Origin of the sequence: Pseudomonas sp. LABIM340 (assembly GCF_040017195.2) — a bacterium.
Classification (GTDB): Bacteria; Pseudomonadota; Gammaproteobacteria; order Pseudomonadales; family Pseudomonadaceae; genus Pseudomonas.
In genome coordinates, this window is the sequence record NZ_CM200227.1 from 5910239 (window position 1) to 5937026 (window position 26788).

Here is a 26788-nt window from a genome sequence, read left to right on the forward strand (position 1 = left end):
AACGCTGGCCTTGCCGGCGGATCGCGGGCATGGCCCGCTCCTACAAAAGCCCACTGCGTGCAAAGCCCCGTAGGGCGCATAACGCCTCTGGCGTTATCCGCCATCAGCCTTTGCGACGAGATGGCGGATAAAGCGTTCCGCTTTATCCGCCCTAGACGAAGAAGGCCAGCTTTTCAGCTGGCCTTCTGGTTTTTCACTGCTGCTTGTTCAGCTCGTCGAGTTTCAGCGTGCCGCCGTCGTCGAACAGGTTGAGCTTCTGCTTGAGCTGGTCAGGCGGCAGCGGGTCGCCCTGCCCGGCCGCCGGCTTGGCCGGCGCACCGTTGGGCGCAGCCGCGCCCGGAGCTGCCGGAGCGACGCCATCGGCAGGCTTGTCAGCCCCGCCATCCTGGCCTTCGATGGCGCGCTGGGCCTTCTTGGTCAGGACAATGATGTCGATGCGGCGGTTCACCGGATTGAGCGGCTGATTGCGGTCGAACAGCGCAGACGAGGCGTAACCCACCACGCGGGCGATCTGGTCTTCCGGGTAGCCGCCGGCTTCCAGCGCACGGCGCGCGGCGTTGGCGCGGTTGGCCGAGAGTTCCCAGTTGCCGAAGTCGCCATTGCCGGCGTAGGGCTTGGCGTCGGTGTGGCCGCTGATGCTGATCTTGTTCGGCACCTGCTTGATGGTCTCGGCCAGCGCCAGCAGGATGTCCTCGAAGTACGGCTGCAGGCGCGCGCTGCCCAGGTCGAACATCGGCCGGTTGTCCGAGTCGACGATCTGGATGCGCAGGCCGTCCTGGGTGATCTCGAAGAGGATCTGGTCCTTGAAGCGCTTGAGGGTCGGGTTCTCGTCGACCTTGTTCTGCAACTCCTGCAGCAGCAGCTCCAGGCGCTCCTTTTCGACCTGCTCGGCGACGTCCTGGGCCTGCTGCTCGGTGATCTTGGCGTTCTCGTCCGGGTTGATCCGTGTCTCGTCGGCGTCCGGCTGGGCCTGGATCTGCGGGTTCAGGGTCTTGTCCGGCGCCGGCGTCGGCGTGCCGCCCAGGTCGATGACGTAGGGACTGGCGCTCTCGGTAAAACCGATGGGGTCCTGGAAATAGCCGGAGATGGCCTTCTTCTGTTCCGGCGTGGCCGACGACAGCAGCCAGAGCACGAGGAAGAACGCCATCATGGCGGTGGCGAAGTCGGCGAAGGCGATCTTCCACCCACCGCCATGGTGGCCGGCGGCGTAGCGCTTGATGCGCTTGACGATGATCGGCTGGTTGTTATCCATGCTTAGCGCCCACGAACCGCCTGCTCCAGCTCACTGAAGCTGGGACGGTGCGCCGGCAGCAGCACCTTGCGGCCGAACTCGACGGCCAGCGACGGCGGCATGCCGGAGGCGGAAGCCACCAGGCAGGCCTTGATCGATTCGTACAGGTTCAGCTCTTCCTTGGCGTCGTGCTCCAGGGCGTTGGCCAGCGGACCGACGAAGCCGTAGGCGGCGAGAATACCGAGGAAGGTACCGACCAGTGCTGCGGCCACATGGTGGCCAATCTCGGCCTGGCTGCCCTGGCCGAGCAGGGCCATGGTGATCACGATGCCCAGTACAGCCGCGACGATACCGAAGCCCGGCAGGGCGTCGGCCACGCGAGTCACCGCATGGGCCGGGTGTTCGAGGTCTTCCTTGAGGCTGCCCAGTTCCATGTCGAACAGGCCCTCCAGCTCGTGGGGGGCCATGTTGCCGGAGGACATGATGCGCAGGTAGTCGCAGACGTACGCGGTCATGCGTTCGTCCTTGAGCACCGCCGGGTACTTGCTGAAGATCGGGCTTGCGGCCGGGTCCTCGACGTCCGCCTCGATGGCCATCATGCCTTCGCGGCGGCTCTTGTTGAGCACTTCGTAGAGCATGCCCAGCACTTCCAGGTAGAAGGTGTGGGTGAAGCGGTTGCCGAACATCTTCGGCGCCTTCTTCAGCACGGTCATGAAGGTGCTGCCAGGGTTGGCCTGGAGGAACGCGCCCAGCGCGGCGCCGCCGATGATCAGCACCTCGAACGGCTGGATGATGGCCGCGATCTTGCCGCCGGAGAGCATGTAGCCGCCGAGCACGCTGGCCATGAGAACGATGATGCCGATGATTTTTGCCATGGGGACCGGACTGAAACGGTGAACAGAAAGGGAGGCAAGTTTCCCGCCTCCCTGTTGTTATCGGAGATTTCGGGCAAGACTATAGGCCGAAAACACTAAAAACCAGTTCGGCGCCTCACGCATGTCCAAGCAAATGCTTCATCCAGAGCGTCTCAAGGCCTGGCTTACCCAGCTGGAAGACCTGCCTTTGCCGGTTCCGCTGGAGCAGCGCGACGATATCCGCCGTGCGTTGAACGATAGCCGCCGCTCGATCCGTGACATCGCCGATTTGCTGCAGGATGCGCCGACACTGGCTTTCGCCATCCTGCGCGAAGCCAACCGCGCGCCGAGCGCACGGGACAATCCGGCGGAAAGCCTGGAGGTCGCCCTCAATCGTCTGGGCCTGAGTCGCGCCAGCCAGTTGCTCGACAGCCTGCCAGCTGTTCCCGAGGCGCAGATGCCGCGCGCGCTGAACCAACTGCTGCTGATCAGCCGTCACGCCATGCAGCAGGCCAGCGGCCTGTTCGCCAACCGCCTGGCGCGGCTCTGGCAGGAAATCCACTGGGGCAGCCTGTTCACCCTGGCGCCGCTGTGGGCGCTGGCGACCGCGCGGCCCGAGCTGATGGAGAACTGGCAGCGCCAGGTCTACGGCCTGGGTCGCTGCAGTAGCGAAGTCGAGGAAGAACTGCTCGGCACCCGCCTGCTGCCACTGTGCCGCGCACTCGCCGACAGCTGGCGCCTGCCGGACTGGGTCGGTCAGGGTTACGCGCTGCTCAGCGACGACAAGCGCCTGCTGGTGCGCGCCCTGCACGTCGCCCACACCGAACACGATGCACTGGGCCAGCAGCAGCGCCTGGACGCCGACCCGGAGCTGCAGCGCTGGCTGACTCGCCCGGCCAACACGATCCTCCTCGCCAACAGCATCGCCATGGCCGCGCACCAGTCGTGGGGCGGCGTGCACATGCTGCGCTGGCAGCGCCTGACCAGCCTCTACCTGCAGATGCCGCTGGAGGAGCTGCAGCAGACCGTCCACGGGCTTGCCGCTCAGAGCGCCCGGCGCCACGCCCGCCCGCAGCTCTGGCACCCGGCCGAGGCGCTGCTCTGGCCCTGGGAGGCGCGCCGCTGGCTCAACGGCCCGAAGGCCGAGGAGCCGGCCAAGGCACCGGACACCCTGGCCGAGTGGCGCCAACACTGCACCCGCCTGATGCAGACGCCCAGCCCGTTCGGCAACGCCGTGCAACTGCTCGACTGCGCCAGCGATGCCCTGCAGGCCTGCGGGCTGCAACGCGGCATGATCCTGCTGGCCGACAAGGGCGGCAGCTGGCTGCAGGCGCGCCGGGACTTCGGCCTGGACGGCGAGATCGGCGACTTCAAGCTGGAAGTCGCCGCCAGCCCGGTGCTGCGCAAACTCCTGCAACAACCCGGTCAGTTGCGCCTGAGCCCGGCCAACATGGCCGAGTTCTCGGCGCTGATTCCCGGCGCGCTGAAGGCGCTGATCCCCAGCGAACACCTGCTGCTGCGCTCGCTGGGCAACGGCGCGCGGGTCGTCATGCTGATCATCTGCGACCGCAACGGCCAGCCTTTGGCGGACCTGCACGCACAGGCCTTTGGCCGCACCGTGCAGTGCATCGAGCATGCGGTGAAGCAGATGGCTCGGGGTTCCTGATCCGCGAAAGGTTTGCGCCCCGCCGCGTCCCCTTTAAACTAACCGCCCTCACGGGGTAGCCCAGGGCGCCTGCTCACGTTGCCTCCCCCCACCGTTCCCGCCGGGAGACTCCGACATGTCTGCCTTCTCCGCCCTGCCCCTGGTGATCGAACCGGCTGACCTCGCCAGCCGCCTCGACGCCCCCGAACTGATCCTGGTCGATCTGACCAGCGCTGCACGCTATGCCCAGGGCCACATTCCCGGCGCCCGCTTCGTTGCCCCCGCGCGCACCCAGCTGGGCGGGCCAGCACCGGGCCTGCTGCCGACCAAGGCCGACCTGGAAGCGCTGTTCGGCGAACTGGGCCACAACCCCGATGCCGTCTACGTGGTCTACGACGACGAAGGCGGCGGCTGGGCCGGCCGCTTCATCTGGCTGCTGGATGTGATCGACCACAGCAACTACCACTACGTCGATGGCGGCCTGCACGCCTGGCTCGCCGACGGCCTGCCGCTCTCCGAGGACGTCCCGGCGCCGGCCGGTGGCCCGCTGCCGCTGACCCTGCACGACGAGCCCACCGCCACCCGCGAATACCTGCAGAGCCGCCTGGGCGCCGCCGACCTGGCCGTCTGGGACGCCCGCAACCCCAGCGAATACAGCGGCCAGAAAGTCCTCGCCGCCAAGGCCGGCCACGTGCCCGGCGCCGTCAATTTCGAATGGACCGCCGGAATGGATCCGGCCCGCGCCCTGCGCATCCGTACCGATATGCCGCAGATCCTCCAGGACCTGGGCATCACCAAGGACAAGGAAGTGATCACCCACTGCCAGACCCACCACCGTTCCGGCTTCACCTACCTGGTGGCCAAGGCCCTCGGCTATCCGCGGGTCAAGGGCTATGCCGGTTCCTGGTCGGAATGGGGCAACCATCCCGACACCCCCGTAGAGGTTTAAGGAATGTCGTTCAAAGATCGTCTGTTCATCCTCGCCCAGTACCTGCTGCCGCATCACCTGCTGTCGCGCCTGATCGGTTGCGCCGCGGAGTGCCGCGCGCCCTGGTTCAAGGACCGCCTGATTCCCTGGTTCGCCCGCCGATACAAAGTGGACATGCGCGAAGCCCAGGTCGAGGACCTGAGCGCGTATGAGCACTTCAACGCCTTCTTCACCCGTGCCCTGAAAGACGGCGCACGTCCGCTGGACGAAAGCGCAGGCGCGGTGCTCTGCCCCGCCGATGGCGCCATCAGCCAGCTCGGCCCGATCGAACACGGCCGCGTGTTCCAGGCCAAGGGCCACAGCTACAGCCTGATGGAGCTGCTGGGCGGCGACGCCGAGCGCGCCGCGCCCTTCATGGGCGGCGAGTTCGCCACCGTCTACCTGTCGCCCAAGGACTACCACCGCGTGCACATGCCGCTGGCCGGCACCCTGCGCGAGATGGTCTACGTGCCGGGCCGGCTGTTCTCGGTGAACCAGCTGACTGCCGAGCAAGTGCCTGAGCTGTTCGCCCGCAACGAACGCGTGGTGTGCATCTTCGACACCGAGCGCGGGCCGATGGCGGTGGTTCTGGTCGGCGCGATGATCGTCGCCTCCATCGAAACCGTCTGGGCCGGCCTGGTCACTCCGCCCAAGCGCGAGCTGAAGTCCTTCTCCTACGACGAGGCTTCCCGCGCACCGATCCACCTGGAGAAAGGCGCCGAGCTGGGCCGCTTCAAGCTGGGCTCCACCGCCATCGTGCTGTTCGGACCGGAGCAGGTCAGCTGGGCGGAAAACCTCGCCGCCACCAGCGCCGTGCGCATGGGCGAGCGCCTGGGTGGCGCGCGCCAGGGCTGACGCCCACTCTTATAAGGCGGGCGGCCAATGAGTCGCCCGCCAACGCTTTTCGCCTCATCGTGCCAGTTCCCTGCCATGAAACGCTTCCTGCACCTGTTCGGCTGGCGGGCAAATGCCACCAGTCATCTGGAAAAATGGCTCTCCGCAATCGGAGCGCTGTGCGGCATCGCCGCCATCTATGCCGTCACTCACTGGGTCCTGCCCGGCGAAGCGGCCATCTGGGTCGTCGCCTCCATGGGCGCCAGCGCCGTGCTGCTGTTCGCCGTGCCCCATGGCGCGCTGTCGCAGCCCTGGGCCGTGCTTGGCGGCCAGGTCCTCTCGGCCATCGTCGGGGTGATCTGCCAGAAACTCTTTCCTGATCAGCCCTTCACCCCCGCCCTCGCCGTGGGCGCGGCGATCCTGGTCATGCACTACGCGCGCTGCATCCACCCGCCGGGCGGCGCCACCGCACTGGCCGCCGTCTCCGGCGGCCCTGCCGTGACCGCGCTGGGCTTCCACTACGTGCTCAGCCCGGTGCTGCTCAACGTGGTGCTGATTCTCCTCGTCGCCGTGCTGTTCAACGGGCTGTTCGCCTGGCGCCGCTACCCCGCTCCGCTGGCACGCCTGCCGGACTCGCCGAAGCTGCCCGCCGGCCCGTCTCCGGAAGACCTCTACCACGCGTTGCGCAAGATGGACTCGTTCATCGACGTGCAGTTCGACGACCTGCTGAAGATCCTCCAGCTGGCCCAGGAGCACGCCCAGGCGCAGCGCCTGACGCCGGAAGATGTCCTGCTCGGCGCCAGCTACAGCAATGCCCTGAGCGGCGACGCCTGGGCCGTGCGCCAGGTGATCGACGACCACCCGGACAAGCGCGGCCGCCAGGACCAGGTGGTCTACAAGGTGGTGGCCGGCGCCGGCAAGGGCAACACCGGCGTGTGCCGTCGCCAGGACCTGCTCGACTGGGCCGCCCATCCGGTGATCGCCCAGGGCGACGGCTGGGTGCGCAGCACGGCGCAGGACTCGGCGAAGAACGCCCTGCAAAGGCAGATCAAAGGCGAAACACCGCTGGCGTGACCTGTCCGCGCACCATCCGGGCGATGGGCTGCGGCGGGCGACGGATGCTGCTAGAGTTCGGAAAAAGCCGACAGTTATGACCAACCGGTTCGTACAACGAGCCGGCTTGTGGAGAAACCATTCCCACCATGGACAACAGTCCCCAGCAGTTTCTACGTGTCCCCACCCCGACGCACGAGAGCCTGAGCTTCTGCAACGCGAACACGCGCGAGCTGAAAAACTGGCTGGATCACCTGCCCAAGGCCAACCTCGGGGAAACGGCCCGCCAGCTCTACCAGGGGCTGATCGAACTCAACCAGCTCAAGCTGCCGGTCGAGACGCGCCTGCAATTGCTGGAACTGTTCCGCCCGGAAGTGCACTTCGTCTGCCATAACCTGGAGCGCCACTTCCTCAACCAGTCCATCGTCCTGGACGAGCGTCCGCGCAAGGTCGCCAACCTCTGCCAGGCACTGCAGAACCACCTGGCCATCGGCTACAAGCTGATCGTCGTGCGCGAAGCCTCGCGCTTCACCCGCGAGCGCGCCCAGGTCATGACCGCCGCCATCCAGCGCGCCGTCCGCAGCCTCTGCGGCCCGCTGGTGCGCGCCTCGCAGCTGTACTGCCCGGTGCCGGAAAACCTCTGGCTGGAGCTCCACCAGCTCTACCAGCTGGCCCGCCAGCACGGCCTGCAGCACACCCCGGTGCGTGACGCGCTGGCCCGCCAGGCCCAGGGGCTGTCCATCGAGCACTCCTACCTGGTGGCGCTGATGCTCGGCTCGGCGCGCTGCAACCAGATGCGCCAGAACAACATCGCCCGCGTCGCCGAAGTCCTCGAGGGCTGGGCCGCGCAGGTTAAAGTGCAGGCGGCGGATGCCCCCTCCACCCTGTTCGTGGTGGTGCCGCAGGTGGATGGCCCGCCGCGCTACCGCACCCTGTTCAAGGAAAGCGACCTCGTCGGCGCCTTGGGCATCGACCCGCAGCCGCTGGTGGACGTGATCCGCGAATACCTCCTGCTGCCGCCGGAAAACCGCGCGCAGGCCCGTCTGAAAGTGCCCGAGGGCGTCAGCATCGACCTGCTGCAGCACCTCGCCGCAGCCTGGGGCGACATCGCCGAGCGCACCTTCCACCGCACCCCCGGCCAGGGCCAGCTGACCCTGTGCATCGGCATGAGCGCCCTGCATTACTTCCTCGCCGGCCGCAAAAGCTTCAATGACCTCCTGAAGATTCAGGTGCAGGAACAGGTCCCGACCTTCAAGGCCGACGTGAAAGACGCCTGGTCCGACGCCTTCGACGCGCAGAAGCTCAACGACTGGCAACCCGGCATGCCGCTGGAAGAAATCGAGTACACCGCGCCGCGCGCGACCGACGAGAGCGGTGTGGGCGTGGCGACGGAAACTCCGCGCGACGACTACCCGGTGCACACCCTGGCCATCGTCAACCACAGCCCCGGCGGCTACTGCCTGACCTGGCCGAAGGAAATTCCCAGCCAGCTGCAGGCCGGCGAGCTGCTCGGCATCCAGGACACCCCGGAACACAGCTGGAGCGTCGCCGTGGTGCGCTGGATTCGTCAGGTCCGCGGCGGCGGCACGCAGATGGGCATCGAGCTGATCGCCCCGCTCGCCCAGCCCTGCGGCCTGCAACTGCTGCGCAAGACCGAGCAGGGCAGCCAGTACCTGCGCGCCTTGCTGCTGCCGGAGATCGCCGCGATCTCCCGCCCGGCGACCGTCATCACCCCGCGCCTGCCCTTCCAGGAAGGCAACCGCGTGCAGCTCAACCTGCATGGGGAAGAACGCCGTGCCAGCCTGACACGCAAGGTCACCGCCACCGCCAGCTTCACCCAGTTCGAATACCAGGCGCAGGATGCAGCCGGCGCACCGAGCGATAAGCCCATCACAGCCCCGAACGCTCGCGGCCCCGGCGGGGAGGAAGACTTTGACTCGCTGTGGAAGTCTCTGTAGATTCCGGAGACTTCCCTTTCGTCGCCTTTTTGCTGCCGTCTAGCGCGGTATAAGCAGCCTTCCTCATGGCCAATGAAAAGAAAACCATCCGCCTGCTGATCCTGGAAGACTCGCAGAACGAAGCCGAGCGCCTGGTCAGCCTGTTCCGCAACGCCGGTCGTGCGACCCGCGTCCACCGCATCACCTCCAGTGAAGACCTGACGGACATCCTGCCCCAGGGCTGGGACCTGCTGATCGCAGCCCCGGAAGCCGAGGCGCTGGACCCGAGCGAAGCGCTGGGCGCGATTCGCCGCCAGGCCAAGGACATTCCCTTCATCCAGCTGGTCAGCGGCACTGATTCCGACGCCGTGACCGAGGCCCTGGCCCTCGGCGCGCAGGATGCCCTGCCGCAAGGCGAGGACGAGCGCCTGATCCTGGTGGCCAACCGCGAGCTGGCCAACCTCGAGGAACGCCGCGCGCGCCGCTCCGCCGAAGTCGCCCTGCGCGAGGCGGAGAAGCGCTGCCAGCTGCTGCTGGACAGCTCGGTGGACGCCATCACCTACGTCCACGACGGCATGCATATCTACGCCAACCGCGCCTACGTCGGCCTGTTCGGCTACGAGGATGCCGAGGAGCTGGAAGGCATGCCGATGATCGACCTGATCGCCGGCTGCGACCAGGCCAACTTCAAGGACTTCCTCAAGGGCTACCAGACCACCGAGGACAACGCCGACCTCGCCTGCAGCGGCATCCGCAGCGACGGTCAGGCCTTCGCCGCGCGCATGACCTTCTCGCCCGCCACCTACGACGGCGAGCCGTGCATCCAGGTAGTGATCCGCGCCGAGTCCGACAACGCCCAGCTCGAGGAAAAACTCCGCGAAGTCAGCAGCCAGGACCTGGTCACCGGCCTGTTCAACCGCGCCCACTTCCTCGACCTGATGGACAGCGCCGTGGAGCGCGCGGTGACCGCCGGCCAACCGGCCACCTTCGCCTACATGCAGCTCGACCGCGCCCAGGCGCTGCAACTGGACCTTGGCGTCGCCAGCATCGACCTGCTGCTGGCGGACCTGGGCAACCTGCTGCGCGGGCAATTCCCCGAGCCGGCCCAGCTGGCGCGCCTGAGCGACGACGTATTCGCCGTGCTGCTGCCGGGCGAAGCCCCGGAGCACTCCGCGCCACGCTTCAACTCGCTGCTGAAGAAAATCGAAGGACACCTGTTCGACATCCATGGGCGCAGCGCACAGGTCACCCTGTCCATCGGCACAGCCGGGCTGGACGAGAAGACCACCCGCGCCCAGGAAGTCATCGAACGCGCCCACCGCGGCGCCGACGAGGTCGCGCAGAAGAACGGCAACGGCCTGAAGGTCTTCAACCCGGCCGATGAACTGGCCGCCGCCGCCTACCGTGGCGACATCAGCGCAATCATCCGCCAGGCACTGGAGCAGAACAGCTTCCGCCTGCTGTTCCAGCCGATCATCAGCCTGCGCGGCGACACCCACGAACACTATGAAGTGCTGCTGCGCCTGCTCAACCCGCAGGGCGAGGAAGTGCCGCCGGCAGATTTCCTCAACGCCGCCAAGGCCAGCGGCCTGGCCGAGAAGATCGACCGCTGGGTACTGCTCAACTCCATCAAGCTGCTCTCCGAGCACCGCGCCAAGGGGCACGAGACCAAACTCTTCGTGCACCTTTCCAGCTCCAGCCTGCAGGATCCGGAACTGCTGCCGTGGCTGAGCGTGGCCCTCAAGGCTTCGCGCCTGCCGGCCGACGCACTGATCGTGCAGATCAGCGAACCGGACGCCATCGCCTTCCTGCGCCAGGCCAAGGTACTGAGCCAGGGCCTGGCCGAGCTGCACTGCCAGATCGCGCTCTGCCAGTTCGGCTGCGCGCTCAATCCGTTCAACACGCTCAAGCACATGAACGTCGACTTCGTGAAAGTCGACGGCTCCTACGTGCAGGACCTGAACGTCCCGGAGAACCAGGAAAACCTGAAGACCCTGATGGCCAGCCTGCATGCACAGGCCAAGCTGACCATCGTGCCCATGGTGGAAAGCGCCACCGCCCTCGCCACCTTGTGGCAGGCCGGCGCCAACTACATCCAGGGCCGCTACCTGCAGGGCCCCAGCCAGGCGATGGATTACGACTTCGCCTCGGACGAGTAGAGCGCTCCTGCACAGAGTCCACGTCCCAAAACAAAAAAGCCGCCCCAAGGGGCGGCTTTTTCATTCCGGCGTCGATCGGCGCTGATCAGGCGCCTTCACGATCGCGGAAGCCGAGCAGGTACAGGATGCCATCCAGGCCGAGGGTGGAGATCGCCTGCTTGGCCGACTGCTTGACCAGCGGCTTGGCGCGGAACGCCACGCCGAGGCCGGCCAGGCCGAGCATCGGCAGGTCGTTGGCACCGTCGCCCACCGCAATCGTCTGCTCCAGTTGCAGGCCTTCCTTCGCCGCCAGTTCGCGCAGCAGGTCGGCCTTGCGCTGGGCGTCGACGATGGGCTCGATGGCCACGCCGGTCAGCTTGCCGTCGACGATCTGCAGTTCGTTGGCGAACACGTAGTCGATGCCCAGCTTCGCTTGCAGTTGCTTGGCGAAGTAGCTGAAGCCACCGGAGAGAATTGCGGTCTTGTAACCCAGGCGCTTGAGCTCGGCGAACAGGGTTTCGGCGCCTTCGGTCAGGCGCAGCGAGGCGCCGATCTCTTCCAGCACGTCCTCGGAGAGGCCCTGCAGCAGCGCCAGGCGCTCCTTGAAGCTGGCGCGGAAGTCCAGTTCACCGCGCATGGCGCGCTCGGTGATCTCGGAGACCTGCTCGCCGACGCCGGCGGCCTTGGCCAGCTCGTCGATCACTTCAGCCTCGATCAGCGTCGAGTCCATGTCGAACACCGCCAGGCGACGGTTACGACGGAACACCGAGTCCTGCTGGAAGGCGATGTCGACGTTCAGCTCCTGGGCCACGCTGAGGAACTCGGCGCGCAGCGCTGCCGGATCGGCAGGCTCGCCGCGCACGGAGAACTCGATGCAACCCTTGCCCTCGTCAGCCGGCATGTCCAGCGGCATGCGCCCGGACAGGCGATCGATCTGGTCGATGTTCAGGTCGTACTTGGCGGTGATCGAGCTGACTCGTTGCAGCTGCTCGGCGGTCACCCGACGCGTCAGCAGGGTGACGATGTGGCGGGGCTTGCCCTGGCCACCGACCCACTGGCGGTAGTCGTCTTCGGAGACCGGCGTGAAGCGCACCTGCTGGTCGAGCTTGTAGGCCGTGAACAGCACGTCCTTGAGCACCGACGAGGCCCGCTCATTGTCCGGGATTTCCACCAGGATGCCGAAGGACAGGGTGTCGTGGATCACCGCCTGGCCGATATCGAGGATGTTCACGCCACCCTGCGCCAGGACGCCGGTAATGGCCGCGGTGAGGCCGGGGCGGTCTTCCCCGGTGATGTTGATCAGGACGATCTCGCGCAAGGCGCTGTCTCCGCCATGGAAAAAAGGCGGTCATTCTACCTGCTTTCACTGCCTGCGGATGCTCCGCTCGCCCGTCCGGCCGCTGATCAAGAGGCGACACCGCCGATCGGAATGCACGGCAGATCGACGCGCCGCGCAGACTTTCGCCGCCTTGACAGCGCCTGCGGCGCTTTGCCCCCCGGTAGGGCCTCGTTATACTGCCCCGCATCTGCCCTAGAGAAGACCGAGCCCGCTGTGACCCGGCCCACCTCCGTCAAGCCCGACAATTTCTTCCTGCTGCTCTTCCACGCCCTGCGCCAGCGCCGCGTGCCGATTGCCCTGCGCATCGCCGTCCACAGCTTGCTGTTGGTGGCCACGGCCCTGGTGATCTACGCCTGCGTGATGGGCCTGCAGTTCAAGCAGGCCATGCAGCAGCAGGCCGACGCCCTTGGCCAGAGCCTGACCACGCAGACTGCGCAGTCAGCCACCGAGTTGCTGGTGTCCAACGACATCCTCAGCCTCAACGTGCTGCTCAACAACCTGACCAAGAACCCGCTGGTGGCCCACGCGGCCATCTACAGCGTGGACAACCGCATCCTCGCCGAGTCCGGCACGCGGCCCAAGCAGGGCCTGCTGGGAGACGCCGAAGGCCTGTACTCCACGCCTATCACCTTCCAGGAAGTGATCGCCGGCCACCTGCGCATCAGCCTCGACATGCACCAGTTCGAGCAGCCGATGACCGTCAGCCTGCAGAGCATGGGGCTGATCAGCCTGATCCTGCTGCTGCTCACCCTGACCTTCGGCCTGCGCCTGGGGCGGCAGATTTCCACACCGTTGTTACAGCTTCGTGTCTGGCTGCGCGATCCGGACGACAGCGCGCCGGGAGCCGGCCTGCAGAACGAGATCGGCGACCTCGCCCGTCAGCTCCAGGCGCGCCTGGCGCCGGAGAAGCCGCCGGCCCCCGAGCCAGTGGTCAGCACCCCTGCGCCGCGCCCGAAAGCGCCGGCCAAGGTTGGCAAGCCCGCTGCCAAGGAGCCGTCTCTGGAAGCCGCTGGCGCCACTGACGAACATGAATTCGACGAGAACATCTTCTCCGACGACGAACTGCTCGCCCCCGCCGCGCGCCGCAGGGCCGACGCCGACGAGGACTTCCCCGAGGAAGAATTCGAGGCGGTGACGGAAGAGGAAGCCGAAGACGAGATCGGCGTCGAAGAAGAACAGCCCGAAGCCGAGCCGGAGCCGGTTTCCGCCGGCACCAGCGCCGTACTGGCGGTACAACTGGGCGCCCAGGAACAGCTGCGTCGCCTGCCGCGCGCCCGCCTGGTCGACCTGCTGCAGCGCTACCGCGATTGCCTGGAACAGGCCGCGCGCCTGTACAAGGGCACGCTCTACACCCTCAGCGACGGCGGCAGCCTGATCCTCTTCCACAGTCGCGACCAGGACGAGGAATTCCTCACCAACGCCCTGTGCTGCGGCGAGCTGATGCGTGCCCTGGGCCATGCCCTGCAGATCGAGGTGGCCGACAGCGGCATCACCCTGCAACTGCAACTGGGTCTGGTGCTCGGCGAGGACGTTGCCGACCTGGAACAGGCCGAGCTGCTGCAGGATTCTTCCGCCCAGGATGCCCTGGCCCTGAGCCAGCACAGCCGCAACCTGCTGCTGGTGGAGAAATCCATCGGCGACGATGAAAAAGTCCGCGAGCGCGCACGTATTCGCCCTATCGCCAGCCCGGAAAATGCCTGCTGTGTGGAATGGCTGAAGGAACCTTATCCTTCCATGCTCGAACGCCAGCTCTCGCGCATGCGCGCCCTGCGCACCACCTGACACCAATAGAATGAGAGGTGGGGCCGCCTGGCCCCTCGTGGAAAGGATTCCATGACCACCCTGATCACCCATCCCCTGCCCGCGCTCGCCGTGGGCCTTGCGCTCGGCTCACGCTTCATCCCACCGCGCCTGCTGTTGGCCGGCATGCTCGCCGCCTGCCTGCCCGACCTCGATGTGGTCGCCTTCAAGTTGGGCATTGCCTATAACGATGCCTTCGGTCATCGCGGCTTCAGCCATTCCCTGCTGTTCGCGGCGTGCATGGGTGTGCTCGGAGCGCTGTGCTGCCGCCTGCTGAGCAGCGGCCCGCTGAAGGCCGGCCTGTGGGTGGGACTCGCCACCACCTCTCACAGTGTGCTGGATGCGATGACCGACGGCGGCCTGGGCGTCGCCTGGTTCTGGCCGTGGAGCGATCAGCGCTACTTCCTGCCGCTGCACCCCATCGAAGTCTCGCCCATCGGCCTGTCACGCTTCCTCAGCCCGCGCGGGCTGGAGGTGCTGATCTCGGAGGCGCGCTGGGTCTGGCTGCCCTGCCTGGGCGTGGCGCTGGCCGGCATCGGCCTGCGCCGCGCCCTGCGTCGCAACGACTGACTCAGCGCTTGCCCAGCTGCATCTGAAGTTGCTCCAGCAATGGCGCCTGCGTGCTCGGCAAAGGCAGGTTCGCGCTGTAGCCCTGGAAGCTGCTGAACCGCGCCTGGTAATCCAGCTCGATCTGGAAGCGGTTGTCCCAGCCGGGCGAATCCTCCGGCATCAGTTGATCGCAATCATGCAGGGCTTGTGGCGTCGCGCAGGGCTTGTAAGCCTGCGGGTAGACCTGACGCTTCCACAGCACCCAGGGCGACAGCGACAATCCCGCGAGGCTGTTGCGCCGCAGGTCCAGCTCCAGCAACTGCAGCAGGCCGTTACCGCCCAGGTACTGGTGCTGGTAGTCGACCATCACCATGTCCACGCTGTGCCCCAGGTCGTTGAGCATCCGCGTGTGCGCCGCGCCATCGGCATGGGCGTTCAGGGTAAGAAATACCTGATCGTTACGGCGAATCAGCCGATCCCATAGCAGCGCGCCGCTGGCGTTGTCTTCGCGAGACAGCTCCGCCACGCCGCCAGCACTGCGCCGCAGGATGCTGTGCGAGGCGAGAATCACCGGCACATGGGGATGCTCGTCGATGACGCTCTGCGCCCACGTCAGGGTGGCCTCGGATGGGCTCCAGTCCAGCGCCAGCAGCAGGAACGACTGGCCGTAGCGCTGGAACAGGTGCACCTGGCTCAGGCCCTTGGGGTCGCTGCCGACGTAGGTGCTCTGCCAGGCGGCTCGCTCGGGGCCGAAGTGATCCGCGAAACGATCGAGGAAGGAGCGGCGGTCATCCGTGCTGGCCTCTTCGTGCACATCACGCTCACCCGTAGCGATGCTATAGGGCACGCCGCGTTCCTCCAGCGTGCGCATGGCGCCGCTGGCGGTCTGCCACTGGGTGGCGACGCCGGCGTTTTCCACCACGTCGCCCAGGTGCACCACCAGCGGGACCTGCAGTACCTCGGCGTACTTGGCCAGCCAGAAAGTCTGCGCGAAGAACGCCAGCGCCGGCTGATACGGCAGGTCGGGGAAGCGCTGTTCGCTGCGGAACAGGTGACGCTTGCGGTGGTTGTTCTCCGCATAGAACTGGGTATCGGGCAACAGGGGCAGCACGAAGCTGCCGCCGCCGGACGTGATCTCCAGCGCTGGCAACGGGTGCTGGCGGAAGAACGCCTGGTCTCGTTCGACCACATCCTGGGTATCGGAATCACCGCAGCCGCCCAGCAGCAGGCAGCCGGCGAGCAGGGAGGTCAGTGCTTTCATCACGGCTTGGAGCCCACTCCGGGAAGGCGCAGCAGGCGGAAGGTGTCCTTGTCGAAACGGCCTTCGAACAACAGCTGGGAGGCCGCCGGCAAGGTGGCGACTATGCGCTCGGCATCGCGGGCCTGGATCATCAGGTAGAACGGGCCGCCCTGCGCCACCAACTGCTCAGGGCGGTCGAGGAACAGCGGCTTCAGGTCGCGGTCGAGGTTGACCATCAGCTTGATCGCCTGCGCGTCCGGCGCCATGCCATAGAGCGCCAGGGGCGCGGGCTGCGCGTCGAGTTGGCGCAGCACCTCGCGGGAAAACGCCTGACTGTCGTACAGACGGTGTTCCATCGGCTCGAAGACCAGGATGTAACTCGCCCACAGCGCAAGCGCAGCACCCAGCGCCAGTGCTGCCGGACGGCGCCAGCGCAGGGCGCCGAAGGCCAGCAGCGCGGCAAGCACCACGATGCACGCGGGCAAGTGCCAGCCCAGCGCGGCAAGCTCCTGCGGAAAACGCTTCCAGGCCAGCCACAAACCCGCCAGCAGTAGGGCCGGCAGGGCCACCCACAGCACGCGCAGCAAGCCACGCAGTACCTGCGCCAGGCGGCTGCCGGCGACCATGAACGGGTAGCCCGCCACGATGGCGGCCAGCGGCGCCAGCGCGATGATGTAGCGCGCCTTCTTGGCCTGCGGCACCGAGAGCCCGGCCATGACTACCAGCGCCGCCAGGGCGCAGCCCGCCACCAGGCGGAACGCCGGCTCGCGGCGACGCTGCCAGAGCAGCGCCAGCGCCGGCAGCGCCAACGGGAAGGCCAGCGCGTAATTGCCCAGGGAGCTACGGAAGTAATACAGCGCACCGCTGGAGCCGGCGGAACCGTCCAGGCGACCGATCACCTGCATCTGCAAGACGTCCTGGACGAAGGCCTCGCCACCCACCATGCGCGCCAGGGCGATCAGCGCGAACACGCAGAGGATCAGCAGCGCCAGCGCGCTCGCCGAGAAGGCGACCAGCGGCTTCCAGCGCCGGTCCAGCAGCAGTTGACTGCACACCATGCCCGCCGGCACCACCAGCCCCAACGGGCCGCGCAGCGCGAAACCGAGCAGCAGCAGCGGCAGCAGGCGCAGCAGCAAGCCTGGCACGCCATGGCGCTCGCTATGGAAGGCGACGTAGAAGGCCAGCAGGGCGACGGCAGCCACCATCAGATCGAGGGACACGGCCCGCGTTTCGCTGAGGAAGGTTGCGGTCAGCAGCAGCATCGCCACGCTGATCAGCGCCCAGGTTCGCGAGAACGGAGCTACCAGGCGATACACCACGCCGGTGCAGATCGCCCCTGCCAGCGCGGTGGGCAGCCACGCGGTGAATTCGGTGACGCGGCCCAGCGGCAGCGACAGCAGGTAGATCAGGAAGGTCGAGGTCGCCGGGTAGTCCGGATACGGCGCGCCGTAGGTGGACGGGAACCAGCCCGGCCCATGGCGCAGCATTTCACGCGCGAACAGCACGAAGCGCGAGTCGAAGCCGATGAAGGCATCGCCCCGCACACCGAGCAGGAACAGCACCAGCGCCGCCAGCATGACGCAAAGCGTCTGACGACCCAGGGCGAAATCCGCCTGAACACCGGGGAATTGAGGGAGTGACGACACGCGCGAGTCTCTCGCAGGTTCCGCGCGGAAACGTCCGGGCGCCAATAACCTGCACAAGCGCCCGTAGATACCACGGGGGCCGTCAAGAAGATGTCAAAACAGGCCACGGCAGAAGCAAAACGGCCCGCAAAGCTATGCTGTGCGGGCCGTGAATACTGCAATCGCGAGGATCGACCTAGAAGCGGTAGACCTCGACATCGGTGCGGATCGGCACCACCAGCGGGATCTTCGGCCCCTCTTCCTTGGGCTTGGCGGCCTGCTCGGAGTTGGCCACCGCCGGCTTGCGAGGCGGCGCCGCCTGCTGCTCGGCAACCGCTGCGGCAACTGGTCGCACGTCACGGGCCAGTTGCACGGACAGCTTGCGCAGCAGGTCGCCCTGCGCACGCACCTGGTCCTGCACGCTACCCGAATGCGCCTCCTCCTCACGGAAGACGCGGCTGTCGCGCAGTTCACCCTTCGGGTCGAGCAGACGCCAGCGCGCCTCCAGCACCGCCGGCTCCTTGGGGCCGGAGTCCAGGCGGCTGATGGTCAGCATGACCTGGACCTGCGGAGTGAAGCCAGGCTTCTCCGGGAACAGCGCCAGGCGGGTGCTGTCCAGCTCACCCGAGAGCAGGCGCATCAGCTGCTGGCTGACGTTGGTCTCGAGACTGCCGGCCCAGCGGGCTTCGGTAGACAGGTTGAGGATTCCGTCAGCCTGGCGCTGGACCATGGTCTCGCGCTTCAGGTAATCGGCCAGGGAGACCGGGCCGAGCAGTACGGCGACACCGTTGTCACGGGTCGGGACGGGAACCGCACCCGCATCCAGCTGGAACAGCTGGGTCGGTCGATTCACCGTACAACCCGCCAGCCCGAGGAGGCTGACGAGGGAAAGATAGGCCAAGGCGCGCAATGCGCTCATCTGGATCACCGTCATTCGCCGAATATCGGCGCTACTTCCAACAAAAACCAATATGACTTCAGGCAACGCGCCGCGGCGCCGGTTACCCAAAGGGACATATCATCCCTTAACCGGCGCCTCAGCTCCAGAGGCAGAGTGTATCGAGCCGCGTTTCAATCCTGAGACAGCGATTCTACCAGCAAGGCGTCCACTCGCTGGAAACCGCGCGGCAGTTTATTGCCCCGACGGCCCCTTTCGCCCTTGTAGTGCTCCAGGTCGTCACCCTTGAGCGAGAGCGTCCGCTTGCCTGCCTGCAGCACCAGAGTCGCGCCCGTCGGAAGTACGGCGAGGTCGGTGAGGTACTCCTCGCGGCTCGCGACGCGGTCGCCCGGTACGCTGATGATCTTGTTGCCCTTGCCCTTGGCCAGTTGCGGCAGGTCGGACACCTTGAACAGCAGCAGCCGGCCTTCGGTGGTGACGGCGGCGATCCAGTCCTGCTCCAGGTCGGCGACCGGCCGCGGCGCCATGACCTGCGCGCCGTTGGGCAGGCTCAGCAGCGCCTTGCCGGCCTTGTTCTTGGCCTGCATGTCCTCGCCCTTGGCGACGAAGCCGTAGCCGGCGTCGGAGGCCAGCACATACAGGGCATTATCCTCCGGCAGCAACACGCGATCGAAGGACGCGCCCGGCGGCGGTGTCAGGCGGCCGGTGAGCGGCTCGCCCTGGCCACGGGCGGACGGCAGGCTGTGGGCCGCCAGCGAGTAGCTGCGCCCCGTGGAGTCGATGAATACCGCGTACTGGTTCGAGCGGCCCGGCGCGGCCACCTTGAAGCCGTCGCCGGCCTTGTACGACAGGCCGGTGGCGTCGATGTCGTGCCCCTTGGCGCAACGCACCCAGCCTTTTTCGGACAGCACCACGGTCACCGGCTCGGTCGGCATCAGCTCGGTTTCCGACAGGGCGCGGGCTTCGGCGCGGGCGACGATGGGCGAACGGCGGTTGTCACCGTAGGTCTCGGCGTCGGCCAGCAGTTCGTCACGCACCAGTTTGCGCAGCTTGGCGTTGGAACCCAGAATCGCCAGCAGCTTGGCGCGCTCCTTGGCCAGCTCGTCCTGCTCGCCGCGGATCTTCATCTCTTCCAGGCGCGCCAGCTGACGCAGGCGAGTGTCGAGGATGTAGTCGGCCTGCAGCTCGGAGAGCTCGAAGCGCTGCATCAGGACCGGCTTGGGCTGGTCCTCGGTGCGGATGATGTGGATGACTTCGTCGAGGTTGAGGAAGGCGACCAGCAAGCCTTCCAACAGGTGCAGGCGGCGCTCGACCTTGTCCAGGCGGAACTGCAGGCGGCGGCGCACGGTGTCGGTGCGGTAGGTCAGCCACTCGCTCAGCACCTGGCGCAGGTCCTTGACCTGGGGTTTGCCGTCCAGGCCGATGACGTTCATGTTCACCCGGTACGAGCTTTCCAGATCGGTGGTGGCGAACAGGTGGGTCATCAGCTCTTCGGCATCCACGCGGTTGGAGCGCGGGATGATGACGATGCGGGTCGGGTTCTCGTGGTCCGACTCGTCGCGCAGGTCGGCCACCATTGGCAGCTTCTTGGCCTGCATCTGCCCTGCGATCTGCTCCAGCACCTTGGCCCCGGAGACCTGGTGCGGCAGCGCGGTGACCACGATGTCACCGTCCTCGACGCGGTACACGGCGCGCATGCGCACCGAGCCTCGGCCGGTTTCGTAGATCTTCTGCAGGTCGGCACGGGGGGTGATGATTTCCGCTTCGGTGGGGAAATCCGGGCCCTGGACGTGCTCCATCAGGTCGACGATGGTCGCTTGCGGCTCATCCAGCAGGCGGATGCAGGCAGCGGCCACTTCGCGCAGGTTGTGCGGCGGAATGTCGGTGGCCATGCCCACGGCGATGCCGGTGGTGCCGTTGAGCAGCAGGTTCGGCAGGCGCGCCGGCAGCACGGCCGGCTCATCCAGGGTGCCATCGAAGTTCGGCACCCAGTCCGCGGTGCCCTGGCCCAGCTCGGACAGCAGGGTCTCGGCATAGCGCGACAGGCGGGCCTCGGTGTAACGCATGGCGGCGAAGGACTTGGGATCGTCCGGCGCACCCCAGTTGCCCTGGCCGTCCACCAGCGGGTAGCGGTAGGAGAACGGCTGCGCCATCAGCACCATGGCTTCGTAGCACGCCGAGTCGCCGTGGGGGTGGTATTTACCCAGCACGTCGCCGACGGTACGCGCCGATTTCTTGTGCTTGGAGTCGGCGTCCAGACCCAGTTCGCTCATGGCGTAGACGATGCGCCGCTGTACGGGCTTCAGACCGTCGCCGATGTGCGGCAGGGCGCGGTCCATGATCACGTACATGGAGTAGTTCAGGTAAGCCTGTTCGGTGAAGTCGGCCAGTGACCGGCGCTCCACGCCCTCCAGACTCAGATCGAGGGTTTCGCTCATGCGTGCCTCACGGTGTAGATCGCTGGCGCAGCACCAGGGTGCCGTCCTGCTGGGTGAAATCGAGTTGTCTGAGTGCGCTCATGCCGAGCAGCACCTCGTCGCCCTCCATGCCCGGCGCGATCAGCGCCGGCACATCGGTCAGGCGGATGTCGCCAAGCTGCAGGCTGGGCAGGCGCGTGCGCCAGCCCTGACTGCGGCCGTTGGCGGTGTCCAGGGTCACCGGCAAGCCGCGCGGCAGGCCGAGGCGGTCGGCCAGGCGCTGCGGCAGGGCCACCTGGGTGGCACCGGTGTCGAGCATGAAGGTCACCGTCTCGTTGCTGATCCTGCCGTCCACCACGTAGTGGCCGGCGCGATTGCCGATCAGCCGCACTTCCACGTAGCCGTCGCCGCGGGTCGACTGCGGCTGCGGGTTGGGGTTGTGCTGACGGGTTTCCCAGGCACCGAAATAGCGGGTCGCCAGCAGGATGCCCGCGCCCCAGGCGAGGAACATCATGATCTTGCCGATCCGCTTGCCCGGCACCGCGTCGTTCATTTGCCACCGAGCCAGCCGCCAGCCGGCGCTGCGAAGCGCAGCACGTAGGGGCGACTGTCGCCATCGGCGCGGGCGTGCTCGCCGTTGTCCAGGCCGATCCAGGCTCCCTGGTCGTCGAGGATCAGCGCTTCGGCCACGCCGTAAGGCAGGTCGTAGCGCCGTTCCGGGGCCAACGCACCGGCGGCGAAGGACCAGCACAGCTCCTGCACGCCGCTTTTGGCATCGCGGCGGCAGATCTGGTGCGCCAGGCGCTCCAGGGTGAACAGCTTGTCCTTGTACAGCGCGAGGTCGGAGAAATCGATCGGCAGGGCGCGCTCGGCGCCCAGCTCCGGCGGCGGCAGCGCGGTGCCGCCTTCGCTGAGCATCACGCAGTTGCCATCGCACTTCCAGGTGCCGTTCTCGTTATGCACCTTGAGCAGGCCGCGGCGCTGACGCTCGGCGGCCAGCCACAGCTGCTTGCCGTCGGCGCTAATGGCGATGCCTTCGTAGAGCGCATTGAATTCCATCAGCAGGCCACTGGCGCGGGCCTGGCGCAGCAGGTTCTGCGGTAACGGCAGCCAGCTCGGTTCGCCGACGGCGGGCAGCAGCAGGACGGCGGCATAACCCTCGCTGACCACATAGCGGTTGCCCGCCTGGTCGCAGCTGATGCCTTCGAAGTCCATGGCGCCGCCACGCAGCAGGCCGCCGATGCTGACCCGCGCGCGGGTGCCCCAGGACAGGCCGCTTTCCGGCGTGCCCGGCACCACGAAGGGTTCGGCACTGGCCTGCCAGGCCTTGCCCGGCGTCTCGTCGATCAGCAGGCGATAGATGCGGTCGTCGTCGCGGTCGGACACCGTCCACATCTCGTTGCCGCACAGCGCGAGCCCGGAGAGGTTGCCGCTGGGCATACCTTCCACCGGATGTTCCGCGACGAACTGCAGCGACGCCGGCGCCATGGGCGTGGCGAACGGCGCGGCAGCCCTGGGAGCCTGCTCGGGAGCCTGGGCGGCGACGGCAAGGCCGGCGCAAAGCCCAAGCGAAACCAACAGCCAGCGCATCAGGCGATGTCCGCCAGGTTGCCCTTGGTTTCCAGCCAGGACTTGCGGTCGCCGGCGCGTTTCTTGGCCAGCAGCATGTCCATCATCTCCACGGTGCCCTCGGTGTCTTCCAGGGTCAGCTGGACCAGCCGGCGGGTGTTCGGGTCCATGGTGGTTTCGCGCAGCTGCGGCGGGTTCATCTCGCCCAGGCCCTTGAATCGGGTGACCTGAGGCTTGCCACGGCGCTTCTCGGCGGCCAGGCGGTCGAGGATGCCGTCGCGCTCGGCTTCGTCCAGGGCGTAGAAGACTTCCTTGCCCAGGTCGATACGGAACAGCGGCGGCATGGCGACGTAGACATGGCCGGCTTCCACCAGCGGGCGGAAGTGACGGACGAACAGCGCGCACAGCAGGGTGGCGATGTGCAGGCCGTCGGAGTCGGCGTCGGCGAGGATACAGATCTTGCCGTAGCGCAGTTGGCTCAGGTCGGCCGCGCCCGGATCGACGCCGATGGCCACGGCGATGTCGTGGACTTCCTGGCTGGCGAGCACTTCGCCGCCGTCCACTTCCCAGGTGTTCAGGATCTTCCCGCGCAGCGGCATGATCGCCTGGAACTCCTTGTCGCGCGCCTGCTTGGCCGAGCCGCCGGCGGAGTCACCTTCCACCAGGAACAGCTCGGAGCGCATCGGGTCCTGCCCCGCGCAGTCGGCCAGTTTGCCGGGCAGCGCCGGGCCCTGGGTGATCTTCTTGCGCTCGACCTTCTTGCCCGCCTTGAGGCGGCGGCCGGCGTTACTGATGGCCAGTTCGGCCAGCTGCAGGCCCAGCTCGGGGTGGGCGTTGAGCCACAGACTGAAGGCGTCCTTGACCACACCGGAGACGAATGCGGCGGCCTCGCGGGAAGACAGGCGCTCCTTGGTCTGGCCGGAGAACTGCGGCTCCTGCATCTTCATCGAGAGGACGAAGGCGATGCGTTCCCAGACGTCTTCCGGGGCCAGCTTCACGCCGCGCGGCAGCAGGTTGCGGAATTCGCAGAATTCGCGCATCGCATCCAGCAGGCCCTGGCGAAGGCCGTTGACGTGGGTGCCGCCCTGGGCGGTGGGGATCAGGTTGACGTAGCTTTCCTGCAGCGATTCGCCGCCCTCGGGCAGCCACAGCAGGGCCCAGTCCACCGCTTCCTTGTTGCCGGCCAGCGAGCCGCAGAACGGCTCGTCGGGCAGGCGCAGGTTCTCGGAGACCGAGTCGACCAGGTAGGAACGCAGGCCGTCCTCGTAGTGCCACTCGATGCGCTCGCCGCTGGACTTGTCCTCGAAGCTGACCAGCAGCCCCGGGCACAGCACGGCCTTGGCCTTGAGCACGTGCTTGAGGCGGCTGACGGAAAACTTGTGCGAGTCGAAGTACTTGGCGTCCGGCCAGAAGTGCACGCTGGTGCCGGTATTGCGTTTGCCGACAGTACCGACGACCTCGAGGTCGCTGGACTTGAAGCCGTCGGCGAAGGTCATGCGGTATTCGTTGCCGTCACGCTTGACCCGCACCTCGACCAGGGTCGACAGCGCGTTCACCACCGAGATGCCCACGCCGTGCAGGCCGCCGGAGAACTGGTAGTTCTTGTTGGAGAACTTGCCGCCGGCGTGCAGCTTGGTGAGGATCAGCTCGACACCGGGCACGCCTTCTTCGGGGTGGATATCCACCGGCATGCCGCGGCCGTCGTCGATCACTTCCAGCGAGTTGTCCTCGTGGAGGATCACCTGCACGCTCTTGGCGTGGCCGGCGAGGGCTTCGTCGACGCTGTTGTCGATGACTTCCTGGGCCAGGTGGTTGGGCCGCGAGGTGTCGGTGTACATGCCCGGGCGCTTGCGCACCGGGTCGAGGCCGGAGAGAACCTCGATGGCGTCTGCGTTATAGGCGTTCTGCTGGGCCATGGGGTTCCTGCTTAATCAGTCGAAGAGGTGATGGCTTCAAATTCGGAGAAATCCACGTCGCGCCACTGGCTGGACGGCACCCCGGCAAAGGCCAGGAGCGCCGGCAGATGGCTGACGAAGCGCTGGAAGCCGTGGTCGCCACCGGACTCGATGCGCAACGCGCCGCCCCGGTAGTAGCGCTCGGCGGCGCGGTAGTCGAGGGTTTCGTCGGCGGTCTGCAGCCACACCTGGTAGCGCGAGCCGTCGATGGGCGCGGGGACTTCAAGTTCCGCCAGCGCGGCAACGTGATCCAGGGTCAGTTCCCAGGTCTCGCCGCTGTAGTAGTTGGTCTGCGGGCCGAGCTGGCCGTCGAACAGTCGGTGCGGCGCCACGGCCGGGTTGATCAGCACGGCCTTCAGGCCATGGCGCTCGGCCAGGTACGTCGCGTAGTAGCCGCCCAGGGAGCTGCCGATCAGCAGCGGCTGGCCCAGTTCGGCGACGGCGGCTTCCAGTTGCGCCAAAGCCTTGCGCGGATGGTGATGCAGCGCGGGCACGCGCAGTTGCTCGGCCAGGCCCAGGCGCTCCATGGCAGCCGTGAACTGGCGCGCCTTCTGCGAGCCGGGCGAACTGTTGAATCCGTGGATATAGAGGAATGCGGTCATGGGCCGGGAGGCTACAAGCTGCAAGTGGCATGCCGCAAGTGGGTCAGCGTCGCAAGGCGTTCGAAGCGTGACCGTTCAATAGCCCTTGATGCTGTAATCGACTTCGAACTCGATGTCGGTCACTCGCGAAACGCCGGTCTGCACTTCACCATCTGCCATCAGCCGCAACCAGCGGTAGCCCGGCGCCGGGCTGTCGACGCAGAAGTCCTCGCTGCCCGGAGTGAACTGCACGCAGGTCGACGGAGAGGCCAGCAGGCGTACGTCACCGCGCATGCGGTCGATTTCCTGATGCACATGTCCCCAGAGCAGGCAGCGCACGTTCGGGTGGCGGTCGATGACGGCGAACAGCCGTTCCGGGTTGTAGATGCCGATGCGGTCCATCCACTGGCTGCCGATGGATACCGGATGGTGATGGAAGCTGATCAGCAGGTGCTTGTCCGGCGCGGCCTGGATGGCGCGCTCCAGCAGCTGGATCTGCTCGACGGTCATCTGCCCCGGCACCGCGCCGGGAATGGTGGAGTCCAGCAGGATCACCCGCCAGGCGCCCAGGTCGATCACCGGGTCGAGCAGGTCGGTGCCGGCGGCGGCTTCGCGCATCGGCTCCATTTCGTCGTGATTGCCGGGGAACCAGCGAGTCGCGGCGGCGATCGGCGCGGTGATGGCGCGGAAGCGCTGGTAGGACTCGACCGAACCATCCTGGGAAAGGTCACCCGTGGCCAGCACCAGGTCGATTACCGGTTGCTCCTCGCCCACCAGACGGACGACCTGCGTCAGGCTGTCGGCGGTGTCCATACCCAGCAGCCGGCCGTTCTCTTGCGCGAACAGGTGGCTGTCGGAAAGCTGGACGACCAGGACGGAATCGGAAGCGGTGGGCTGGGTGGGCAAAACGCCTTCTCCTGTGAGGCGGGCGTGCGGGAATTCGTGACGAAGTATGGTGACAGGCGCCCCCCTGAGCAAACCGGGAAAGCGTCACAGATCACAGTTAGGGACACGAGTCTGCGATGGGCGGGCAGGATATCACGCGCAACCATGTCACATGGCCATCATCGCGATTTCAGCGTTGCAGCACCGGCTCCAGCTCGTGGCCGCAGGACAGGCAGTGGCTCAGCCATTCACCGAGGAACTGGTTGAGCTGGTTCTTCTCGTCCGGCTGGTGCATCGCCTGGTTCGGGTAGGGGTAGATCGCCAGCAGGCGACGTGCCTGCTCGGCTCCGACCACCTCGGCCATGCGCGCGTCGTGGTACACCCGCACTTCCAGCTTGGGCGCCGGCAGCCAGGGCAGGCCCAGCTCCTGGCGCACCTGCAGCACGGTGGTGTAGGGGCAGGCTTCGATCACATCCAGCGCCAGCACGCCAAGCAGACGCTCGCCTTCGCTGAGCGCCACGCGGCGCGAGACCTGGGCCTCACGCATTTCCGGCAACAGGCGCATCAGGCGCAAGTAGTTCGCCTCGCAGGTCGCCTGCAGACCCGCCAGGTCGACGCGATAGCGCTCGCGCAACAGATTCACACCCATAACCCCCTAACCTCGGCGCGGTTGAGCGCCAGCCATTGCAGGGCGAGCATGCTCGCCGCGTTGTTGATGCGGCCGTCACGTACGGCCTGCAGTGCTTCCTCGAACGGCATGACATGGACGCGGATGTCCTCGCCCTCCTCCTCCAGCCCGTGGATGCCCGAGGCGTTGCTGCTGTCGCAGCGGCCGACGAACAGGTGCACCAGCTCGTTGCTGCCACCGGGCGACGGCAGGTACTGGGCGATCGGCCAGAGTGCGCCGAGGGTCAGGCCGGCCTCTTCCACCGCTTCGCGGCGGGCGACTTCCTCGGGCTCCTCGTCCTTGTCGATCAGCCCTGCCACCAGTTCCATCAGCCAGGGATTGACCCCGGCGTCCATGGCGCCGACGCGGAACTGCTCGATCAGCACCACTTCATCGCGCTGCGGATCGTAGGGCAGCACGCACACGGCATCGTGGCGCACGAACAACTCGCGCTTGAGCACCGGGCCCATGCCGCCGGCGAACTGGCGGTGCCGCAGGTGCAGGCGGTCGACCTTGTAGAAGCCCTTGAAGCACTGCTCGCGCTTCTGGATCTCGATGTCCTGGGGGCCTGGCTTGAACGTTTCCGACATCCCGTTCCTACTCC

22 protein-coding genes are annotated in these 26788 nt (G+C 66.9%); 8 read left to right on the forward strand and 14 right to left on the reverse strand.

Annotated features, from left to right (window positions below):
- Nucleotides 1-193: 193 nt before the first annotated feature.
- Nucleotides 194-1252, reverse strand: a complete 1059-nt coding sequence (gene motB, locus ABKS89_RS27295; protein WP_138214031.1) for a flagellar motor protein MotB — start codon at nt 1250-1252, stop codon at nt 194-196.
- Between the two features lie 2 nt (nt 1253-1254).
- Entirely contained in the window at nt 1255-2106 is an 852-nt protein-coding gene (gene motA, locus ABKS89_RS27300) for a flagellar motor stator protein MotA (RefSeq protein WP_081515523.1), read from the reverse strand.
- A gap of 121 nt (nt 2107-2227) precedes the next feature.
- Between motA and ABKS89_RS27305 the strand changes: the two genes are divergently transcribed.
- The 6 genes from ABKS89_RS27305 to ABKS89_RS27330 all read left to right on the forward strand — a co-directional run bounded on the left by ABKS89_RS27305 (nt 2228) and on the right by ABKS89_RS27330 (nt 10680).
- A complete protein-coding gene (locus ABKS89_RS27305) occupies nt 2228-3751 on the forward strand; it encodes an HDOD domain-containing protein (RefSeq protein ID WP_348588327.1) in 1524 nt (507 codons plus the stop codon).
- 115 nt (nt 3752-3866) lie between these two features.
- Nucleotides 3867-4679, forward strand: coding sequence for a thiosulfate sulfurtransferase (rhdA, locus tag ABKS89_RS27310; protein WP_348588329.1), 813 nt, complete (start codon nt 3867-3869; stop codon nt 4677-4679).
- 3 nt (nt 4680-4682) lie between these two features.
- Nucleotides 4683-5552, forward strand: a complete 870-nt coding sequence (gene asd, locus ABKS89_RS27315) for an archaetidylserine decarboxylase (protein ID WP_138214029.1) — start codon at nt 4683-4685, stop codon at nt 5550-5552.
- 75 nt (nt 5553-5627) lie between these two features.
- On the forward strand, nt 5628-6605 hold the full coding sequence (locus ABKS89_RS27320) for an HPP family protein (RefSeq protein WP_138214028.1): 978 nt from the start codon (nt 5628-5630) through the stop codon (nt 6603-6605).
- 128 nt (nt 6606-6733) lie between these two features.
- Entirely contained in the window at nt 6734-8542 is a 1809-nt protein-coding gene (locus tag ABKS89_RS27325; protein ID WP_348588330.1) for a cyclic-di-GMP receptor FimW-related protein, read from the forward strand.
- Nucleotides 8543-8607: 65 nt separating this feature from the next.
- Entirely contained in the window at nt 8608-10680 is a 2073-nt protein-coding gene (locus tag ABKS89_RS27330; RefSeq protein ID WP_138214026.1) for an EAL domain-containing response regulator, read from the forward strand.
- An 85-nt stretch (nt 10681-10765) separates the two neighbouring features.
- Here ABKS89_RS27330 and serB read toward each other — a convergent pair whose 3' ends face one another.
- Complete coding sequence (serB, locus tag ABKS89_RS27335) at nt 10766-11977, reverse strand: phosphoserine phosphatase SerB (protein WP_138214025.1); 1212 nt, start codon at nt 11975-11977, stop codon at nt 10766-10768.
- A gap of 234 nt (nt 11978-12211) precedes the next feature.
- Here serB and ABKS89_RS27340 point away from each other — a divergent pair, with 234 nt between their 5' ends.
- Together ABKS89_RS27340 and ABKS89_RS27345 are read left to right on the forward strand one after the other, a co-directional pair.
- Complete coding sequence (locus tag ABKS89_RS27340; protein ID WP_348588331.1) at nt 12212-13780, forward strand: AhpA/YtjB family protein; 1569 nt, start codon at nt 12212-12214, stop codon at nt 13778-13780.
- 51 nt (nt 13781-13831) lie between these two features.
- The gene (locus ABKS89_RS27345; RefSeq protein ID WP_348588332.1) at nt 13832-14368 is read left to right on the forward strand and encodes a metal-dependent hydrolase; all 537 of its coding nucleotides are present in this window, start codon (nt 13832-13834) and stop codon (nt 14366-14368) included.
- A gap of 1 nt (nt 14369) precedes the next feature.
- Here ABKS89_RS27345 and ABKS89_RS27350 read toward each other — a convergent pair whose 3' ends face one another.
- The 11 genes from ABKS89_RS27350 to ABKS89_RS27400 form a co-directional block, all read right to left on the reverse strand.
- Nucleotides 14370-15608 carry a metallophosphoesterase family protein gene (locus ABKS89_RS27350; RefSeq protein ID WP_348588333.1) on the reverse strand — a complete coding sequence of 413 codons (1239 nt, stop codon included), beginning with the start codon at nt 15606-15608 and terminating at the stop codon, nt 14370-14372.
- On the reverse strand, nt 15608-17164 hold the full coding sequence (locus tag ABKS89_RS27355) for an ArnT family glycosyltransferase (protein WP_348588573.1): 1557 nt from the start codon (nt 17162-17164) through the stop codon (nt 15608-15610). The genes ABKS89_RS27350 and ABKS89_RS27355 overlap by 1 nt, the downstream gene beginning before the upstream one ends.
- Before the next feature lie 244 nt (nt 17165-17408).
- Entirely contained in the window at nt 17409-18131 is a 723-nt protein-coding gene (locus ABKS89_RS27360) for a PqiC family protein (RefSeq protein ID WP_348588334.1), read from the reverse strand.
- Between the two features lie 152 nt (nt 18132-18283).
- On the reverse strand, nt 18284-20548 hold the full coding sequence (parC, locus tag ABKS89_RS27365) for a DNA topoisomerase IV subunit A (RefSeq protein ID WP_138214021.1): 2265 nt from the start codon (nt 20546-20548) through the stop codon (nt 18284-18286).
- A 7-nt stretch (nt 20549-20555) separates the two neighbouring features.
- A complete protein-coding gene (locus tag ABKS89_RS27370; RefSeq protein WP_138214020.1) occupies nt 20556-21080 on the reverse strand; it encodes a retropepsin-like aspartic protease family protein in 525 nt (174 codons plus the stop codon).
- The gene (locus tag ABKS89_RS27375; RefSeq protein ID WP_138214019.1) at nt 21077-22117 is read right to left on the reverse strand and encodes an esterase-like activity of phytase family protein; all 1041 of its coding nucleotides are present in this window, start codon (nt 22115-22117) and stop codon (nt 21077-21079) included. The genes ABKS89_RS27370 and ABKS89_RS27375 overlap by 4 nt, the downstream gene beginning before the upstream one ends.
- On the reverse strand, nt 22117-24012 hold the full coding sequence (gene parE, locus ABKS89_RS27380; protein ID WP_138214018.1) for a DNA topoisomerase IV subunit B: 1896 nt from the start codon (nt 24010-24012) through the stop codon (nt 22117-22119). The genes ABKS89_RS27375 and parE overlap by 1 nt, the downstream gene beginning before the upstream one ends.
- A gap of 11 nt (nt 24013-24023) precedes the next feature.
- Nucleotides 24024-24653, reverse strand: a complete 630-nt coding sequence (locus ABKS89_RS27385; RefSeq protein WP_348588335.1) for a YqiA/YcfP family alpha/beta fold hydrolase — start codon at nt 24651-24653, stop codon at nt 24024-24026.
- A gap of 75 nt (nt 24654-24728) precedes the next feature.
- Nucleotides 24729-25538, reverse strand: coding sequence for a 3',5'-cyclic-AMP phosphodiesterase (gene cpdA, locus ABKS89_RS27390; RefSeq protein WP_138214016.1), 810 nt, complete (start codon nt 25536-25538; stop codon nt 24729-24731).
- A 169-nt stretch (nt 25539-25707) separates the two neighbouring features.
- Nucleotides 25708-26166: a DUF1249 domain-containing protein gene (locus ABKS89_RS27395; protein WP_045216166.1), complete on the reverse strand. Its 459-nt coding sequence runs from the start codon at nt 26164-26166 to the stop codon at nt 25708-25710.
- Complete coding sequence (locus ABKS89_RS27400) at nt 26157-26774, reverse strand: NUDIX domain-containing protein (protein ID WP_017520423.1); 618 nt, start codon at nt 26772-26774, stop codon at nt 26157-26159. Before ABKS89_RS27400 ends, ABKS89_RS27395 begins: the two co-directional genes overlap by 10 nt.
- Nucleotides 26775-26788 lie beyond the last annotated feature (14 nt).

Excerpts from the sequence above, each read along its gene's own strand:
- ABKS89_RS27370 (WP_138214020.1), bottom strand. The coding sequence starts at position 21,080 with ATGAACGACGCGGTGCCGGGCAAGCGGATCGGCAAGATCATGATGTTC.
- ABKS89_RS27330 (WP_138214026.1), top strand. The coding sequence starts at position 8,608 with ATGGCCAATGAAAAGAAAACCATCCGCCTGCTGATCCTGGAAGACTCG.
- motB (WP_138214031.1), bottom strand. The coding sequence starts at position 1,252 with ATGGATAACAACCAGCCGATCATCGTCAAGCGCATCAAGCGCTACGCC.
- ABKS89_RS27345 (WP_348588332.1), top strand. The coding sequence starts at position 13,832 with ATGACCACCCTGATCACCCATCCCCTGCCCGCGCTCGCCGTGGGCCTT.
- ABKS89_RS27355 (WP_348588573.1), bottom strand. The coding sequence starts at position 17,164 with ATGCTGGCGGCGCTGGTGCTGTTCCTGCTCGGTGTGCGGGGCGATGCC.
- ABKS89_RS27385 (WP_348588335.1), bottom strand. The coding sequence starts at position 24,653 with ATGACCGCATTCCTCTATATCCACGGATTCAACAGTTCGCCCGGCTCG.
- ABKS89_RS27320 (WP_138214028.1), top strand. The coding sequence starts at position 5,628 with ATGAAACGCTTCCTGCACCTGTTCGGCTGGCGGGCAAATGCCACCAGT.
- ABKS89_RS27305 (WP_348588327.1), top strand. The coding sequence starts at position 2,228 with ATGTCCAAGCAAATGCTTCATCCAGAGCGTCTCAAGGCCTGGCTTACC.
- ABKS89_RS27360 (WP_348588334.1), bottom strand. The coding sequence starts at position 18,131 with ATGAGCGCATTGCGCGCCTTGGCCTATCTTTCCCTCGTCAGCCTCCTC.
- asd (WP_138214029.1), top strand. The coding sequence starts at position 4,683 with ATGTCGTTCAAAGATCGTCTGTTCATCCTCGCCCAGTACCTGCTGCCG.
- ABKS89_RS27375 (WP_138214019.1), bottom strand. The coding sequence starts at position 22,117 with ATGCGCTGGCTGTTGGTTTCGCTTGGGCTTTGCGCCGGCCTTGCCGTC.
- ABKS89_RS27395 (WP_045216166.1), bottom strand. The coding sequence starts at position 26,166 with ATGGGTGTGAATCTGTTGCGCGAGCGCTATCGCGTCGACCTGGCGGGT.
- ABKS89_RS27350 (WP_348588333.1), bottom strand. The coding sequence starts at position 15,608 with ATGAAAGCACTGACCTCCCTGCTCGCCGGCTGCCTGCTGCTGGGCGGC.
- ABKS89_RS27325 (WP_348588330.1), top strand. The coding sequence starts at position 6,734 with ATGGACAACAGTCCCCAGCAGTTTCTACGTGTCCCCACCCCGACGCAC.
- ABKS89_RS27400 (WP_017520423.1), bottom strand. The coding sequence starts at position 26,774 with ATGTCGGAAACGTTCAAGCCAGGCCCCCAGGACATCGAGATCCAGAAG.
- parC (WP_138214021.1), bottom strand. The coding sequence starts at position 20,548 with ATGAGCGAAACCCTCGATCTGAGTCTGGAGGGCGTGGAGCGCCGGTCA.
- motA (WP_081515523.1), bottom strand. The coding sequence starts at position 2,106 with ATGGCAAAAATCATCGGCATCATCGTTCTCATGGCCAGCGTGCTCGGC.
- rhdA (WP_348588329.1), top strand. The coding sequence starts at position 3,867 with ATGTCTGCCTTCTCCGCCCTGCCCCTGGTGATCGAACCGGCTGACCTC.
- parE (WP_138214018.1), bottom strand. The coding sequence starts at position 24,012 with ATGGCCCAGCAGAACGCCTATAACGCAGACGCCATCGAGGTTCTCTCC.